The 17,060-nt window shown below is 61.0% G+C and carries 16 protein-coding genes; 10 read left to right on the forward strand and 6 right to left on the reverse strand.

From position 1 onward, the window contains the following. Positions 1-58 precede the first annotated feature (58 nt). Together dapD and dapC are read right to left on the reverse strand one after the other, a co-directional pair. On the reverse strand, positions 59-883 hold the full coding sequence (dapD, locus tag AC57B5_RS05320; protein WP_012205450.1) for a 2,3,4,5-tetrahydropyridine-2,6-dicarboxylate N-succinyltransferase: 825 nt from the start codon (positions 881-883) through the stop codon (positions 59-61). A gap of 51 nt (positions 884-934) precedes the next feature. Next, entirely contained in the window at positions 935-2,140 is a 1,206-nt protein-coding gene (gene dapC / locus AC57B5_RS05325) for a succinyldiaminopimelate transaminase (RefSeq protein ID WP_013802542.1), read from the reverse strand. A 188-nt stretch (positions 2,141-2,328) separates the two neighbouring features. Here dapC and AC57B5_RS05330 point away from each other — a divergent pair, with 188 nt between their 5' ends. After that, positions 2,329-3,867, forward strand: coding sequence for a methyl-accepting chemotaxis protein (locus tag AC57B5_RS05330; RefSeq protein WP_349613475.1), 1,539 nt, complete (start codon positions 2,329-2,331; stop codon positions 3,865-3,867). Positions 3,868-3,977: 110 nt separating this feature from the next. Here the strand turns inward: AC57B5_RS05330 and rsxB are convergent, their stop codons facing one another. The 3 genes from rsxB to dusA all read right to left on the reverse strand — a co-directional run bounded on the left by rsxB (position 3,978) and on the right by dusA (position 7,270). Continuing rightward, complete coding sequence (rsxB, locus tag AC57B5_RS05335; protein ID WP_496398938.1) at positions 3,978-4,694, reverse strand: electron transport complex subunit RsxB; 717 nt, start codon at positions 4,692-4,694, stop codon at positions 3,978-3,980. Positions 4,695-4,717: 23 nt separating this feature from the next. Next, entirely contained in the window at positions 4,718-6,091 is a 1,374-nt protein-coding gene (locus AC57B5_RS05340; RefSeq protein ID WP_034393218.1) for a polyhydroxyalkanoate depolymerase, read from the reverse strand. Between the two features lie 168 nt (positions 6,092-6,259). Beyond that, on the reverse strand, positions 6,260-7,270 hold the full coding sequence (gene dusA / locus AC57B5_RS05345; protein WP_315531659.1) for a tRNA dihydrouridine(20/20a) synthase DusA: 1,011 nt from the start codon (positions 7,268-7,270) through the stop codon (positions 6,260-6,262). A gap of 148 nt (positions 7,271-7,418) precedes the next feature. Here dusA and AC57B5_RS05350 point away from each other — a divergent pair, with 148 nt between their 5' ends. The 8 genes from AC57B5_RS05350 (at position 7,419) to AC57B5_RS05385 (ending at position 13,937) form a co-directional block, all read left to right on the forward strand. Further along, positions 7,419-7,739 carry a hypothetical protein gene (locus AC57B5_RS05350; protein WP_496398939.1) on the forward strand — a complete coding sequence of 107 codons (321 nt, stop codon included), beginning with the start codon at positions 7,419-7,421 and terminating at the stop codon, positions 7,737-7,739. A gap of 382 nt (positions 7,740-8,121) precedes the next feature. Beyond that, a complete protein-coding gene (locus tag AC57B5_RS05355; RefSeq protein ID WP_269196565.1) occupies positions 8,122-8,253 on the forward strand; it encodes a hypothetical protein in 132 nt (43 codons plus the stop codon). A gap of 82 nt (positions 8,254-8,335) precedes the next feature. Beyond that, a complete protein-coding gene (locus AC57B5_RS05360; protein ID WP_496398940.1) occupies positions 8,336-8,641 on the forward strand; it encodes a hypothetical protein in 306 nt (101 codons plus the stop codon). 212 nt (positions 8,642-8,853) lie between these two features. Continuing rightward, a complete protein-coding gene (locus AC57B5_RS05365; protein WP_235264194.1) occupies positions 8,854-9,582 on the forward strand; it encodes an IPTL-CTERM sorting domain-containing protein in 729 nt (242 codons plus the stop codon). Between the two features lie 1,447 nt (positions 9,583-11,029). Continuing rightward, complete coding sequence (locus AC57B5_RS05370; RefSeq protein ID WP_496398941.1) at positions 11,030-11,698, forward strand: hypothetical protein; 669 nt, start codon at positions 11,030-11,032, stop codon at positions 11,696-11,698. After that, a complete protein-coding gene (locus AC57B5_RS05375; protein ID WP_043821785.1) occupies positions 11,695-12,159 on the forward strand; it encodes a phage terminase large subunit in 465 nt (154 codons plus the stop codon). Before AC57B5_RS05370 ends, AC57B5_RS05375 begins: the two co-directional genes overlap by 4 nt. Positions 12,160-12,293: 134 nt before the next feature. Beyond that, positions 12,294-12,983, forward strand: a complete 690-nt coding sequence (locus AC57B5_RS05380; protein ID WP_043821787.1) for an IPTL-CTERM sorting domain-containing protein — start codon at positions 12,294-12,296, stop codon at positions 12,981-12,983. Positions 12,984-13,010: 27 nt separating this feature from the next. Beyond that, entirely contained in the window at positions 13,011-13,937 is a 927-nt protein-coding gene (locus tag AC57B5_RS05385; protein ID WP_269447112.1) for a BclA C-terminal domain-containing protein, read from the forward strand. A gap of 784 nt (positions 13,938-14,721) precedes the next feature. Here AC57B5_RS05385 and AC57B5_RS05390 read toward each other — a convergent pair. Beyond that, positions 14,722-15,006 (reverse strand): H-NS histone family protein, encoded by a 285-nt coding sequence (locus tag AC57B5_RS05390; protein ID WP_496398942.1) that lies wholly within the window; start codon positions 15,004-15,006, stop codon positions 14,722-14,724. Positions 15,007-15,202: 196 nt separating this feature from the next. Here AC57B5_RS05390 and AC57B5_RS05395 point away from each other — a divergent pair, with 196 nt between their 5' ends. Then, positions 15,203-16,510, forward strand: coding sequence for a response regulator (locus tag AC57B5_RS05395; RefSeq protein ID WP_496398943.1), 1,308 nt, complete (start codon positions 15,203-15,205; stop codon positions 16,508-16,510). Positions 16,511-17,060 lie beyond the last annotated feature (550 nt).

Below are 17,060 nucleotides of genomic sequence, written 5' to 3' on the forward strand. Positions count from 1 at the left end.
CCTGAACAGGGGATGTTTTGGCGCCGCAACCACGCCTTTGGCGCGGTGCGGATGCGGATCAATCGCGCAGCAGGTCGTTCAGGCTCGTGGTGGAGCGTGTCTTGGCATCGACCTTCTTGACGATGATGGCGGCGTACATGCTGTAGCGGCCGTTGTCCTTGGGCAGGTTGCCCGACACCACCACCGAGCCGGCAGGCACGCGGCCATAGCTGGTCTCGCCGGTCGCACGGTCATAGATGGGGGTGGACTGGCCGATGTACACGCCCATGGAGATCACGGAGTTCTCTTCCACGATCACGCCTTCGACGATCTCGGAACGCGCGCCGATGAAGCAGTTGTCCTCGATGATGGTCGGGTTGGCCTGCAGCGGCTCCAGCACGCCGCCCAGGCCCACGCCGCCGGACAGGTGCACGTTCTTGCCGACCTGGGCGCAGGAGCCCACGGTGGCCCAGGTGTCGACCATGGTGCCTTCGTCCACATAGGCGCCGATGTTCACGTAGGAAGGCATCAGGATCGCGCCCTTGGCAACGAAGCTGCCGCGGCGGGCCACGGCCGGGGGCACCACGCGCACGCCGGTGGCGGCGATCTCGGCCTCGGTCATGCCGGCGAACTTGGTGGGGACCTTGTCGAAGAAGTTCAGGTCGCCGGACTGCATCAGCACGTTGTCCTTGAGGCGGAAGGACAGCAGCACGGCCTTCTTGATCCACTGGTGCACGGTCCACTGGCCCACGCCTTCGCGCGTGGCCACGCGCAGCTGGCCGTTGTTCAGTGCTTCGATCACGTGGTCCACTGCCTCGGTCACTTCCTTGGGGGCGGCAGCGGGGGAGAGGCTGGCACGGTTGTCCCAGGCGGTGTCGATGATGGATTGCAGCTGTTGCGTCATATGGCTTTGGTGATCAAAGGGTTTGTGAGGAAAGGGGAGCGCAGGGCTGTCTCAGCGCTGGCGCGATTCTATGAACTGTGCAATGCGCTGGGCGGCTTCCAGGCATTCTGCGGTCTCGGCCACCAGGGCCATGCGCACGCGCCCGGCGCCGGGGTTGCGGCCATTGGCCTCGCGCGCCAGGTAGCTGCCGGGCAGCACGGTCACGCCGGTGGCGGCATACAGCTCGCGTGCAAAGTCGGCGTCGTCCAGGCCCAGCGATTCGGGAATGCCGGCCCACAGGTAGAAGCTTGCGTCGGGCAGGCGAACATCCATCACGCGCGCCAGCACGGGCGTGACCTGGTTGAACTTCTCGCGGTAAAGGCGGCGGTTTTCCTCGACATGGGCCTCGTCGGCCCAGGCCGCCATGCTGGCCGTCTGCACCACGGGGCTCATGGCACCGCCGTGGTAGGTGCGGTACAGCAAAAAGGCCTTGATCAGGGCCGCATCGCCCGCCACGAAACCGCTGCGCAGGCCCGGCACATTGCTGCGCTTGGACAGGCTGGTGAACATCAGCAGGTTTTTGTAGTCCGTGCGGCCCAGGCGCTGTGCGGCTTCCAGACCACCCAGGGGGGCGGTGCCGTCGAAATAGATCTCGCTGTAGCACTCGTCGCTGGCGATCACGAAGCCGTAGCGGTCGGACAGCGCAAACAGCTTCTCCCATTCGGCCAGCGGCATCACCGCGCCCGTGGGGTTGCCGGGCGAGCACACGAAGATCAGCTGGGTCTTTTCCCACACGTCGGCGGGCACGCTGTCCCAGTCCACCGCGAAGTTGCGCGCGGCGTCGCTGGGCGCGTAGTACGGCTGGGCGCCGGCCAGCAGGGTGGCGCCTTCGTAGATCTGATAGAACGGGTTGGGGCAGATCACGCGCGCGCCGTCCTGGCTGGCATCCACCACCACCTGGGTGAAGGCAAACAGTGCCTCGCGCGAGCCGTTGACGGGCAGCACCTGGGTGGCGGCGTCCAGGGCAATGCCATAGCGCTGGCGTGCCCATTGGGCGCAGGCCTCGCGCAGCGCGGGCTCGCCGGCCGTGGCAGGGTACTTGGCCAGGCCGCCGAGGTCGGCGCTCAGCGCCTGTTCGATGAACGCCGGCGTGGCATGGCGGGGCTCTCCGATGCCAAGGCTGATGGGGCGCACGCCCGCCGGTGGCTGGACCCCGGCGAACAGTTTGCGAAGACGCTCAAACGGGTAGGGCTGGAGTCGGGAGAGCAGGGGATTCATGGGCTCGCATTATGGATTGATGCGCTTTCGGCATGCCGTTGTCACAGGTGACTGCGGGTCTGCACGCTGGATTTTTTGCATTCTGTTACCTATTCTGGCATGGTCTCGACTGGGGCCATGCCATCTCGTGTGGCGGGGCCTCGTGAACGGTGAATTCCAGATACCAATGACTAGAGAGGCAATCAGCTATGCAGGCAGGCGCTGGCATGGAAAAAGTGGGGAACAGGCATCGTAAGCATACATCCGGCCCCGGGGCCGGCTTCCTTGTATGCGCCGTGTGGGCATTGGCGGGGCCGCCGCTGGCGTTGGTGGCCGGTTCGGCGGGCTTGGGGCCCTGGGTTTGGGGTGCCTTGCTGCTGTGGGCCGGACTGCTGCTGGGCGGCATGCACAGGCTCTGGTCGCGGGTGATCGGCGAGCGCGAATTGCTGCAGCAGGCCATGCAGGGCATCGCCCAGGGCGACCTGAGCCAGCGCGTGACCGTGGAGGCTGCCGCCTCGCAGGAGGGCGCTGGTGCTGTCCAGACGCCCAAGGCGCTGCTGGGAGGCATGGTCACCTCTCTGTCGGGCATGGTGGCCGATGTGCGCAGCAATGCGGCGCTGGTGGCGCAGGCCGGGCAGCAATTGGTGAACGAGCACCAGGCGCTGTCCGATCGCACCGAGCTGCAGGCCACCAACCTGGCCCAGACCGTGGTCAGCGTGGAGCAGTTGAGCAGCGCCGTGCAGCACAACGCCGATGTGGTGGGCGTGGTCCACCACCAGGCCAGCGCCGTGCGCGGCGCCGCCGATGAAGGCGTGGTGGCCATGGGCCGCGCCGTGGAGTCGGTGGAGACCATTGAGAACAGCGCCGGGCGCATGCGGGAGATCATCGGCGTGATCGACGGCATCGCTTTCCAGACCAATATCCTCGCGCTCAATGCCGCCGTGGAGGCCGCACGGGCTGGCGAGCAGGGCCGGGGCTTTGCCGTGGTGGCCAGCGAGGTGCGCTCCCTGGCCGGCCGCTCGGCGGAGGCGGCGCGCGAGATTCGCCACCTGATTGGCGATGCGCTGACCCAGGTGGAGCACAGCACCGAGTTGATCCGCACGGCCGGGCGTGGCATGGAGCGCGTGACCGAAGGCATCCGCCAGGTGGCCGAGCACATGGGCGAGCTCTCGCAATCGACCGGCAGCCAGAGCACGGGACTGGCCGAGATCAGCCGCGCCGTGCACCAGATCGACGAGATCACCCAGCACAACGCGCAGATGGTGGGCCACGCGCTGGACCAGGCACGCGCACTGCAGCAGCGCGCGCAGATGCTGTCAGGGGCGGTGTCGCGCTTTCGGCTGCAGCAGGGCACGGCGGAGGAAGCCGTGGCCCTGGTCGAGTCGGCCCTGGGCCTGGCGCGGCGCGGCGTGGCCACCGAGGCACTGCTGGCCGCCGTGAACGACCCCGGCCAGCCCTTCCATGACCGCGATATGTACGTGTTCGCCCTGGCCGCCGACGGCAGCTACCGCGCCTTCGGCGGCAACCCTGCGCGTGTGGGCGTGCGCGTGCAGGAGCTGCCAGGCGTGCGGGGTGAGCAGCTGCTGGCCGACATCATTGCCCAGGCCGAGCGCGGCCCAGGCTGGGTGGAGTACGACTTCAGAAACCCTGCCACGCAACAGGTACAGACCAAGATGTCCTTCGTCTGCAAGCATGGCGGGCTGTACTGGGGTTGCGGGGTCTACAAGAGCCTGGCGCTGGCTGCGTAGGCCTGCCACGGCCTGCGTCGGTGCCTATGGCGGTCTATGACCCCATCTATGGGCATCCATAGGCTTGTACTGGCGGGCGTAGGCGGGTCTCGCTGCCCGCCCGCATCCACTCAATGCCCGTTGGGCGTTGAGGCGCCACCCGCACGCTGGGCGCGTGCGCGGGCCAGGATGGCTGCGATGGTGGCTTGCTTGCTGTCGGTCGCCAGCGGGGGTGCCGGGCAGGGCGTGGAAGGGCTGGCGTCGTCGGCCATTTCCTGCTCCCCCAATGCAAGAGGCATCTGCGTCCGGGCGGCACCCAGGCGCTCGCGCTCCTGTTCACGCTCTCGGCGCAGCACATAGCGCTGGCGCGCATGCTCGGCCTGCTGGGGGCTCCAGGCAGACCAGCCTGTGGCGGGGCCGCTGGCATTGTGCAGTTCGATGCAATCGACCGGACACACGGGAATGCACAGTTCGCAGCCCGTGCAGTGGGCGGCGATCACCGTATGCATGAACTTGTTGGCGCCCAGGATGGCATCCGTGGGGCAGGCCTTGATGCACAGGGTGCAACCGATGCACCATGCCTCGTCGATCACGGCCACGGTGCGCGGGGCTTCCGTGCCGTGCTCGGCGCTCAGTGGGACAGCGGGCCGGCCCGTCAGTGCAGCCAGCCTCTCCACTCCCGCAGCGCCCCCGGGGGGGCACTGGTTGATGCCGGCCTCGCCCGAGGCCACGGCCTGGGCATAGCTGGCGCAGTCGGGGTAGCCGCAACGCGTGCACTGCGTCTGCGGCAGCGCCGCGTCTATGCGTGCTGCCAGATCGTCGCGGGCAAGGATTGCGAAGGCGGACATGGCGTGCCGGGCTTGCTCGGTGCTCAGCCTGCCTGCACCTTGGCACCGCGCTTGCGCGGCTGCTCGGTGGCCGAGGGCGCGTCATCGCTCAGGCTGCTGGTGTGACCTGCCGCGCTGGCGGCCGTGGCGCTTTCGGGCTGGTGGGCACTGATGAACTCGCGCACCTGCGGGTAGACGATCTCTCTCCAGCGCCTGCCGCTGAAAATCCCGTAGTGGCCGGCGCCCGGCACTTCAAGGTGCTTGCGCTGATCGGCCGCGATGCCCGTGCACAGATCGTGCGCTGCGCGCGTCTGGCCCGAGCCGGAGATGTCGTCCAGCTCGCCTTCGACGGTCAGCAGGGCGCTGCCCTTGATGTCCTGCGGGCGCACCAGCTCGGCCTGGCCTTCGGGCGAACGCACTTCCCAGGTGCCATGGACCAGCTTGTAGTCCTGGAACACCGTGGCGATGGTCTCGAGGTAGTAGTCGGCATCCATGTCGAGCACGGCGTTGTACTCGTCATAGAACTTGCGGTGATGCTCGGCGCTGGCGTCGTCACCCTTGATCAGGTCCTTGAAGTAGTCGTAGTGGCTATTGGCGTGGCGGTCCGGATTCATGGCCACGAAGCCCGAGTACTGCAGGAAGCCCGGGTACACGCGGCGGCCTACGCCCGGATAGCCTTCGGGCACGCGGTAGATCACGTTGTTCTCGAACCACTCGAAGCTGCGGTTCTGCGCCAGGTTGTTCACCGAGGTCGGCGAGCGGCGCGCGTCGATGGGGCCGCCCATCATGGTCATGGACAGCGGGGGCGTCTCGCCACGGCTGGCCATCAGCGACACGGCAGCCAGCACCGGCACCGTGGGCTGGCACACGCTGACCACGTGGCACTGGCCGTACTTGCCCTGCAGGTAGCGGATGAACTCCTGCACATAGTTCACGTAGTCGTCGAGGTGGAACTCGCCATCGGCCAGGGGCACCAGGCGGGCGTTCTTCCAGTCGGTGATGTAGACCTTGTGGCCGCCCAGCATGCTTTGCACCGTATCGCGCAGCAGCGTGGCGTAGTGGCCCGACAGCGGCGCCACGATCAGCACCACGGGCTGGCTCAGCATGGTCTGCAGCGTATCGGTGTCGTCGGAGAAGCGCTTGAAGCGGCGCAGCTCGCAAAACGGCTTGTCCACTTCGACGCGCTCGCGGATGGTCACGTCAACGCCGCCCACATCCACACTGTGCAGGTTGAATTCGGGCTTCTCGTAATCCTTGCCAAGGCGGTAGAACAGATCGAACCCGGCGGCCATGCGCTGGGACATCGGACCTTGGCTCAGCAACGAGTGGGGGTTGCTGTAGAGCTTGGCTGCAGCTTGCGCGAAATCGGCAAAGGGCTCGACCATGGCGCGCTGGATTTCGTAGAGCTGATAGAGCATGGATACAAGGGGTTGTTTGGATATGTTGCAGTGCAATATATCAGCAGCAAGCTAAGAAAATTGGTAGTAAAACCCCTTTGATGCTGTCGCGTAAGTGATAGTTTTTACCGATAGGCCTGGGCGAGCGGCCGCCTCAGCCCTGGCCATCCTGCAATGCAGTCCCCCGCGCTAGGCAGCAAGCGCCGCCTCGGCCGGTTTGGTGCGCGCAAGCCGCATCACCTCTGAAGGCGGCAATTGCTTGAGTTGGTGATTGCTCCACACCTGGCGCCAGCGGCGCGCCCCCGCCAGCCCGTTGCGCAACCCCAACATATGCCGCGCGATGGAGTACCAGTGCGTGCCATGCGTGCGCGCCTCGCGCTCCATATACGCCACCATCTGCTCCTCGATGGACTCCCGTGTGTGCTCCACGCTCGCATCGCCGTAGTACAGCGCATCCCACGAGGCCAGCCACCAGGGGTTGTGATAGGCCTCGCGGCCCACCATCACGCCATCGACCTGCTGCAGCAGTTCCTGCACCGTGGCATCGGCCTTGATGCCGCCGTTGATGGCAATGGTCAGTTCCGGAAAATCCTGCTTGAGCCGGGCCACGATCTCGTAGCGCAGCGGCGGGATCTCGCGGTTTTCCTTGGGCGACAGACCCTTGAGCCAGGCATTGCGGGCATGCACGATGAACACGCGGCAGCCCGCATCCGCCACCGTGCCCACGAAATCGCGCACGAACTCGTAGCTCTCGTCCTTGTCGATGCCGATGCGGTGCTTCACCGTGACGGGCACATCCACCACATCCACCATCGCCTTCACGCAATCGGCCACCAACGGCGCCTCGTTCATCAGGCAGGCGCCAAACGCGCCGCGCTGCACCCGCTCGCTGGGGCAGCCGCAATTGAGGTTGATCTCGTCATACCCCCACCGCGCCCCCAGCCGCGCGGCCTGCGCCAGATCGGAAGGCTCGCTGCCGCCGAGCTGTAGCGCCACCGGGTGTTCCTCGGCCTCGAAACGCAGATGCCGCGGCACATCCCCATGCAGCAGAGCGCCCGTCGTCACCATCTCTGTGTAGAGCAAGGTGTGGCGGCTCAGAAGTCGGTGCAGGTAGCGGCAGTGTTTGTCGGTCCAGTCCATCATGGGCGCAACGGACATGCGCCACATGCTGGCAGGTGCTTGATTTTCTACGTTTGTCATTGATCTGATTGGGTTTTTTGCTCTGGCGTCGTTGCCGGATTCTTCGCCATTCAACCCCGTTTTTGCTGATTTTCTCGCTGGCTTTGCTACATCCTTCACCTGTAGCAAAACAGATGGGAGCATCACTTCACGCAAGCGTGCACACGGCTTGCTTGCTCGCTCGCTTGCCTGCACTGCACAGATCCGGCTGATGGAGAACGGCACGTTCGTCCACCGCGAAAGCCAGACCTACCGTCGGAAAGTGCTGGCCAACGAGTGGCTGCTCAGGCGCGAGTACGAAATGGACCAGGGGCACGCTTCCTGCCAGGCTGTGCACAAGAAAATTTCAGTGGGGGAGCCACTGCGGGATTATGTCAGTGCGGCCGAAAACGTGACTGAGTGGGGCCGTAGCAAAAAGGCCGACATCGCGCGCCTGCAGGCCTCTGGTCGTGCCGCCTACAGGTCACCAAGCTCACGGTGCAGGATCTGATGGGCTACACCAAGAAGCGGCGCACGGAAGGCGAGGCCGGCCCCGCCACCGCGCTCAATGACATGGTGTGGCCGCGCCAGGTCATCCTGCATGCTTCGGCCGCGCGCGGCGTCGATGCGCCGCTGCAGGTGCTGCACCGTGCCAAGTCCGAACTGCTGCGCACGCGGGTGATCGCCAAGCCGGCTCAGCGCTCGCGCCGGCTGCTGTCCGAGGAAGAGGCCAGGCTGTTGGAGCACTTCGCCAGCCGCGACGGCCGGGCATCATCCACGGGAAGGGGGAGCGCAGGAAGGCCGACGACCACTACAGCGCCTGGGGCTGCGCCGCCTGCCATTCCTGGCTGGACCAAGGGCCTGCGCCCGCCGCACGCAAGGAAGCCACGTTCATGGCCGCGCATCTGCGCCAGGTCCTGGCATGGCGCGCGCTGGCCTACGCCCCGAACATCGATGCCCGCGACCGAGCCGCTGTGCTGTGGGCGCTGGGCCTGTTCAACGCCACGCCGATTCTGGATTTTTGAAAGAGGACCATCTTGGAAACCAAGGCCGCGCACACGAACCGCGACGACACGCAAAAGAAGAAGGTGGCACCGCTTGAGCTGCATGGACTGGCTGGCTGGCCAGCTGGAGGGCTGGCACGAGGAGGGGGCGCGACACAACAACCCGCGCCCCGCGGGCGTCATCCGCCTGGGCAGTGGCACCGACGTGCTGCTGCGGTTTCTACGCCAGGCACCCGGGCGCTGGTTTTTCCATTCCGAGCTGGTCCTGGCCCTGGGCCGCAGCAAGGGGGAGATCGATTGGGCGCTGCAGTACCTGGTGCGCGAGTGCCAGGTGGAAAGCCGGCTCACGGAGCTGCCGGCGCGCAAGCCAGTGCATCGCTACAGACAGAGAGAAGGATCGACAACATGACCACGACAACGGAACGCCAGCCCCAGGCGGGCGACATCTACGCATGCTGGGAGGCCGCCAGTTAGGTAGTACGCTAAAAGTTGATAGTTTTCAACAAATGAAACAAAACTATCATTTGTTAATTTTTGTTAACTTATCCCTATTTTGTATCTGATGATCATGCCGCTTGGGTGTGCACAGGGGGTTGCATGCTCGCTTGAAAACTTAGGGGCATGACGCCCCGTCGCGGAGATCATCAAATGGTAGGACTTGGTAAGCGTAGCGTTGCTTCGCTGGTTCTGAGCGTAGCGGTGTGTGGATCGGCATGGGGGCAGATGGTCATGCCGCCGGGGAGCAGCATTGATCTTGCTGGAGGCTCTTTCCAGCTTCCTTGCACGGCGGTCATCATGCAGGGCGAGTTGACTTTGGGTACGGGGAGTTTTGACACCGGCTCGTTCGCTTTCGACTCAGGGGCCACGGTTACTGGGACGGGGGGGCAATTGAACGTCAGTGGAGACCTTACGAGCACCGTCCCCTTGAATCTTGGGGCCAGCAGCGTAGTCCTGTCGGACAGCTGTGCGCCCGGTTCTGTCCTTCAGCTGAGTGGCAACATCGTCGTGAAAGATCTCACGCTGATCAGCACCACAGCCACCCCGCCCACCGTCGTCCTGCCGGCGGGCACCAACCTGACGGTTCTTGGAACGCTGACCCTGGGAACTCCTGGTCGGCCGGTCGTGCTGACTTCGTCTGGCCCTGGCACTGCCGTCGTCACGATGGGGCCTGGCGCCACGCTGTCGAATCCCAGCGGTAGCGCCGTACCTGGAAATGTGCAGATCGGGGCACCGGTGGTGACTTCTCCGGCAAGCATTCCCACGCTCAGTACCTATGGGCTGATGTTGATGAGCTTGATGCTTGGTGGCTTGGCTCTTCTTCGCCAACGCCGCGGCCGCACATCCTCCTGAATTGTTCATCCCTTCCCGGCATCCTGGGCCACAGGTTTGGTACAGGGTGCTCAAGTGCTTTTATCCCAACCGCAGTTGAACCATGTTCCGTAAAGAAACCACCATACCTTCTCGCCTGATTTTTGCTTTGTGTCTGAGCGCTGGCTTCCTCGCGCCTGTAGCGCACGCTGCTGATGTCAGCATCACCATGCCTCCAGGCGGCAATTTCATTATCAAAAATTCGGCGGGGGCCGAGCGCCTGCGTGTACAGAACACAGGTGAAGTGGTGGTTCCGGCTTTGCCGGCCGATACGGCCACTGGCAGTCAGCTGCTGTGTGTCGATGGCGTGACGGGACAACTGGTGCATTGCGCTCCAGGCATTGGCGCAGGAGCCACGGGTGCGACGGGGGCAACAGGACCCACGGGCGCCACAGGGGCTGTCGGTCCCGTAGGTCCGACAGGCGCCGGGGTGACGGGAGCCACGGGCTCGACAGGTGTTACTGGATCGACAGGCGTAACAGGTCCTACAGGCGCCACGGGTGTGACGGGAGCCACGGGTCAGACGGGTACCACAGGCGTGACAGGTGCGACAGGTCCGACAGGGGTGACTGGCGCTACTGGTGCCACCGGCCCTACGGGCAGCACTGGTGCGACGGGCCCGCAGGGTCCTCAGGGCATTCAGGGTGTGCAAGGTGTTACCGGCATGACGGGAGCATCAGGAGGTTTGGGAGCGACAGGGCCACAAGGTATCCAGGGCGTTCAAGGCGATACGGGGGCCACGGGCGCGACCGGGCCTGCTGGTCCTGCCGGCGGCGGCGTGACCTTGGTTGATGCCAACAATGTGACCCTGGGTAAGGTGGTGAGCGCGGCGCGGAATAACATCAGCCTTGTGACCAGCACGGGCCACCTGATGGTGATGTCTTGGGATGGGACGCTTCCCAACTCTCAGATCTATTACAAAGGCACGGGCCCTGGCAACTGCTCAGGTGAAGGTTACTTGAATTCAGGCAGTCCCACGACGGCAAGCTCCATCTACGCCAAGACGGTTGTATGGTCGCTTTCGCTGGGCTCATTCATGGTGACCTCGGCGACACCTCAGTCCAACGGAACGGTCCTGGCCGTTATGCCGACAGGTATCACAGGGTTTGACAATTCGAGTTGCGGAACCTCTACCGGGGGCCAGTACGGCTGGCTGCTGCAGCCCGTTACGGCAGCTCAGATTGGCCTTCCCTCGCCGATCGTTGCGCCCTTGAGGCTGCAGTAGGCGCAAAAGCTAGTCTGTGATGGAAGCAGGGCCCGCAAATGCGGGCTTTGTTTTTTGCGCATCGCCAGGACTTCATGTGTGGATCGGCACAGGGCCGGCGTTCAGGGCGATTGTTTTGCTAGTACGCCTGCATGCCCTGCGACAGAGCATCTTCCTCAGGGTTGCGTTGCGTTATGCCGTCCCAAGCCTGTCAGCTTCGGGAGGATGAGCAAGGAACAGAAGCACGCTCCCCAGTGGGAGCGCATCGAGCTGGACTACCGGGCAGGCATCAAGAGCCTTCGGCAGATCGCAGGAGAGCAGGGCATCAGCGAGGGAGCGATCCGCAAGCGCGCGAAGCGTGACGACTGGAGCCGGGACCTGTCGGAGCGCATCCAGGACAAGGCGGAGCAGCTGGTACGCAAGGAGGCGGTACGCAGCGAGGTACGCGCGGAACGCAGTGCGTCCGAACGTGAGGTGGTGGACGCGAACGCGCAGGCTGTGGCCACCATCCGGCTGGCGCACAGGCGGGACATCCAGAGGGCGCGCAAGATCACCAATGCGCTGCTGGATGAGATTGAGCAGATGGCGGACGCGGACACGGTGGGCTACCTGCAGGAGCTGGGCGAGATGTTGCGTTCGCCCGACGACAACGGCATGGATAAGCTGAACGACCTCTACCAGAAGGTCATCAGCCTGCCGGAGCGCTCCAAGACCATGAAGGTGCTGGCCGAGAGCTTGCGCATCGTGGTGGACATGGAGCGCCAGGCCTTCGGCATGAACGACAAGGACGCGGGCAAGGGGCCGAACGGCGGCGGCAACGTGGGCCACTTCGAGCTGCACTTCGTGGATGCGCCGGCACGGGAGAACGATCCGCGAGACGGGGAGGGGGCATGAGTCTGCTGTCCGCAAGCCTGCAGGCCGCGCACTTGGCCGATGAGGAGCCGGACTTCGCAGAGGACTACGAGGTAGACCGCTCGCGCGTTCGGGTCGAGTTCCCCTCGAAGCTGCGCGGCCTGTTCCAGCCCAAGCGCTTCAAGGTCATGTACGGCGGGCGCGGCGGCGCCAAGTCCTGGTCCGTGGCCATGGCCCTGCTGGTGATGGGCAGCAACCGCCCCCTGCGTATCCTGTGCGCGCGCGAGATCCAGAAGTCCATGCGGGACTCGGTGCACCGCCTGCTGTCCGACCAGATCGCGGCGTTGGACCTCCGCAAGTTCTGCCGCAGCGTGCAGGCTAGCGACGCACCGAACAAGCGCGATCAGGTCAAGGCGATCAGTCAGGAGATTGAGGTTTCCATGCATCTGTTGAATCAGGAGGTGCACCTAACGCTGGAAAAAGCGAAAACCCAGCGCCCATGACAACAAAAACGCGAACGAGTTCTTGATCGAAGATTTCAATGCGTTGCATATTGTTTCAGTTGACAATACTTGACACTTTTGGCGCATTACTGTGACTGTGCCGTGCGGTCTTGATGCCCAGCGGAGCTTGTTTGATGACTTTTTCACTTTCGCGATGGCTGGCCGGGGTTGGCTTGGCTTTTCTGCTGTCCTCCAACGCCGCTGCCCAGTGGTCCTATCCACCGGGCAGCTCTCTGGTTGTCCCGCCCGGGGGCGCCGTAGACCTGTCCTGCTCTGCGCTGGACATGCAGGGAACCTTGGATCTGGGCGGCGCGCTGACCGTCGATTCTTCGGCTACGTTCGCAAGTACCGCCGCCATAACCAACAGTGGTGGAACGCTGTCGGTGGGTGGTGACCTGCAGATCAACGGATCGCTGAATGCCGGCAACAACACGATCGAGCTGCGCGACGGCTGCGATCCGGGCAACACCAGCCAGCTAAGCGGCACCTTGGTCGTGCAGAACCTGACCATCAAGAGCAGTACGGGCCGCACCTTTGTGCTGCCTGTCGGGGCAAATATCACCGTGCTCGGTACGCTTACCGTCGAGGGTGTGCCTGGTCAGCCCGTGGTGCTCCAGGCTGCCAGTGGCACAGCGGTCATCAACCTGGGTCCTGGCGCAACGGTGGTGCGTACCAATGCGACGGTTCCGTCCACCGTGCAGATCGGTGCTGGTCCCAGCGTGTCTGCTGCAGCGATTCCCACGCTGAGCGAGTACGGGTTGATGCTCCTTTCTCTGCTCATGGCACTGGCGCTCTGGCGTCAGCGCCGCGCTGCACAACGTTAATCACTCCACATACAGACCATGAAAACCATGAAATTCACGCTGCGCTCTGTCTCTTTCGCTGCGGCCATCGTCTTGAGCGGCGCTGCAATGGCGGCTCCTGGCGGCGCCGACATCACCATCACACCGCCGGCCAATGGTGGATTCGTCATCAAGAACAATGCGGGCAATGCAGAGCGTTTCCGGGTCATGGAAACCGGCGATGTGTACCTGCCCAACCTGCCCAATACAACGGAAGCTGGCAGCGTGGCCTGCTATGACGACGCGACGGGGCGACTTGGCAAATGCGCAGCAGGTGCGATTGTGGGAAGTCCTGGTCCGACAGGAGCAACAGGAGCCACAGGACCAGCCGGCGTCACAGGAGCGACCGGCGCTACTGGACAAGCCGGTCCGACGGGGCCGACCGGTCCGATCGGCCTTGCAGGGCCGACAGGTCAGACAGGCGCCCAAGGCCCCATTGGTGCCACGGGCCTGCAAGGCCCGACAGGAGCCACGGGTGATATTGGCTTGCCTGGTCCCACAGGTCCCACCGGACCAGCAGGGGCTGGAGGAACTACTGCCACCTCAATGGCTGCTCACAATACCTCCGCTCCCGTAATTGCTGTCATTCTCGGCGGAACTAATATCCCCTTGCCAAATGAACAAAGCATTTCGAGTTTTAATTCTGATGGCACTAACACGGTATTTACAATTTTGTCCAGTGGCAGATATAGAATAAAATATTCTATTAAAATAACAAATAGTTTGCCTCTCTCTGCGAGAGTAATAGTTAACGGGGCGCAGGTTTCCTCTCTCACTGAAATTAATAATGCTGGTGTTTCCAAATTTGATGGAGAATCAATATTGAACATGGCTGCTGGAGATACCATGAGCCTCCAGTTCTTTGGAATGCTCGGAGCCGTTACTCTGCAATCTGGTGCCGGAGCTACTTTAATTGCCGAGAAGTTGAGCGATTAGAGTATTGAAATTTCTCATGAAAGCGAATTTTCGGGTTCGCTTTTTTGCGTCCAGGCGCCTTCTATGCCCAAAATCTGTCCAGAGTAGGCTGAAGTATGGTGAAAAGAAATGATTTCGAAAACACCAGACGCGTGGCTATCGTTGCAAGTGTTTGATTGGAAAGGATTTTTCTTTTGTGCCTATTTCGGTGGGTCGGACTTTTAATCCGTTGGTTGCGGCTCCATGAGCAGGTTGTATTTCCAGGCGGGTCTATGCTCCTTTCTTTTCAAAGGCTTCCGGGCTTGGTTGGTCCCCCTTATCGGTCGGTACATGCAGACACCCGGATCTACGCACCATTAGAAGCGCAACTGAGCCAGCGATGCTGCAAAGTTGCTACGGAGGGTCACGGGCATACATCTAAGTTACTGTCAGATAATGATTTTCTTCAAGAATCAATCCAGTCCATCATGGGCACCACGGACATGCGCCACATGCTGGCCGGTGCTTGATTTTCTACATTTGTCATTGATCTGATTGGGTTTTTTGCTCTGGCGTCGTTGCCTGATTCTTCGCCATCCAACCCCGTTTTCCTTTTTGTTCAACTCTGAGCACTCAATGGGAATGGTCACCGCACACAAGCGGGCAGGCGGCTCGCTGGCTGACCGCCAGGCCTCCAAGCCCACGGTCCAGTTCGGAAGGTCAATCTCCAAAGAAAAAGCCCCTGGCGCGCACGCACCCCGGGGGCTTGAGGCGCCGCCTAGACTTGGCGCGCACCTCCTTGCTTGGTGTATCGGCTGCACGCCGCCTAACTTTTGGCCTTTTCGATCAGGAATTGCCTGTCGTTCTTGCCGTTGATCCAGTTCGGCGGCTTGCTGCGGCCGATCCGGGTAGCACCTGTCTCGGGGGGGGCGCGGAATCTGGGCATCGCCACGAAGCTCTTCGCCTTGGAGCCGCTGGCAGGGAACACGTTCTGCTCGGTCAACTGGCATTCCTGAACCAGGGCGCGAACCTCTTCCACCGAACCGGCTTTTTCTGTTTTCATCGTTTCCGCGATGCGTGCATCCGGCTCGGCCTTCCAAGCGAGTGGCATCACTGACGCAAAAATCATCTATTGGGCGAGGCTGGTTGTTGTAACTGTGTGTAAATGGATGAGAAGATTCAAATGAATTTGATCTTCAATTGCGTGATGCTAGTAAATAATTACTATCTTCACCAATGCCTTTCGATGTCATATTCTTGAGACTCATTGATCGATGCATCGAATAATGCAATTGGAGGCATGCCAAATGAATGCTGAAGAGAAACAAGAATCATTTGCACGGCAATCGCGGTTGCAGGCATTGTTGATTGACCCGGAGGTAGAGGACGTTGCAGGGTTAAACCTGTTGCTTGGTCAGGCTGGATATGATCTGCGGATGGCAGCAAGCTCGCCAGAAGCATTAGCGGAGTTTTCTGGTGGACGGATCGACTTGTTGATATGCAATACGCATGTACTTGACAAGGATGGCGGACAGTGGTTGGAGAGCATTGTTGGACAGTTCCCTGACCTGTTTGTGATTTTTCTTTCGGAATACGGCAGAACTGTGATTCCGAAAGGCATTGGTCGTTTGATGGGTTTGTACCGTCACATAGTAAAACCTTGGAATAGTGAGCAATTTTTGGATGCTATTGATCAATTAAACGATCAGAAAATCACACGCCATGAGAATATTCGTCTGGATCAGAAAAATAAAGCGCTGACGAAGGAGCTGGCAGAATTAAATGCAACTGTTGAGCTTACTGCCCATGAGCATGACGACGAACTGTTGGAGGCGCATAGGAAGCTTAAGAAGAATTTCGTTGCAGCTATTCGGATGTTTTCCAATCTTCTTGAGTGGCGGGGCGGGCTGCTTGCAGGGCACTCTAGACGCGTTGCGGACCTGACCCGTCGAACCGCAAATATCATGCAGCTAAGCGAAGAAGATCAGCAGAATTCTTTTGTTGCTGCGCTCATTCATGATATTGCCCATATTACTCTTGCCGATGGGATGTTGAACAAGCCCGTCCCAAGCTTGAGTCATGAAGAGCTGGAAAAATATAGGAATCACAGCAGCTTGGGAGAACAGTTGCTTCTGCCGATAGACGATGCGCACCCGGTCGCTACTCTCGTCAGGTCCCACCATGAGCGATTCGACGGGGCAGGTTTCCCTGATGGCCTGAAAGGGAAGGATATTCCAATAGGAGCTCGGATAATAGCGGTTGCTGATTTTTACGATGACCTGATGATAGGGCATTTAAGCAGCAAGCCCCTAAATTGTGCAGAGGCAAGAACCCTCATTTCGCATGGCAGAGGAACACAATTTGATCCAGAGGTTGTCGATGCTTTCTTGCAGATTTTGATACAGGCAACCCCCGTTGCCGACCCAGCCCCACTTTATGTTCCCTGTTCGGAGCTCCGGCCAGGAATGATTTTGGCTCAAGACTTCGTATCGAGGGAAGGGTTGGTATTGCTTACGGCAGGTCGAGTTTTGACGACAGACTTGATACGCAGAATGCAATTGCGTGTTGATCTTGGCCGGAAGTTGCCGATTCGTGCCATGGCCTCGGCTGTTTGATGATTTTTGAGATTTTGTAATTGTTTTGGTATGGGTTTGATCAAGTTGTTAATGGTTTTTGCTCTCTGCTTGTCTTGAAGAACTTCAGCAGAATTTCACCGTTGGATGTAATCGCTTGTTTTTCTGATATGTCAGCTATATGTGAAGGCGGTACTTCTGTGGAATATAGCTTGCTGTTGCTTATTCTGTATAAAATTCTCTTGTCTCCGACTATGAATTCATCTCCTTCAATCAGTCCTATATACCGGCCATTTTTGGTATAGGCTTTCCACCATCCGCCTTCTATCATTTTATGCCTCGCGATACTATGGTTTATTGTTGACGCCCAACACGTCAATGCTTAAGGGTGAAATGCTAATCTGAGAGTCGTCCGATTTTGCAATCGATGCAAAATTTGACAAAGTAATTGATTTTGATAATCCATTATCAGATTCTCATCGAACGAGAGTGACATTCACATATGTGAGCGGTTTGGTGGGTAACTATTGATCAAAGTATTCACAAGCCCTGCGTGCTCCGCATCGGGAGCCATTTTTTTCTTCACACGCTG

The sequence above is a fragment of the Delftia sp. BGA-UO-ETr-SB1 genome (genome assembly GCF_059567865.1).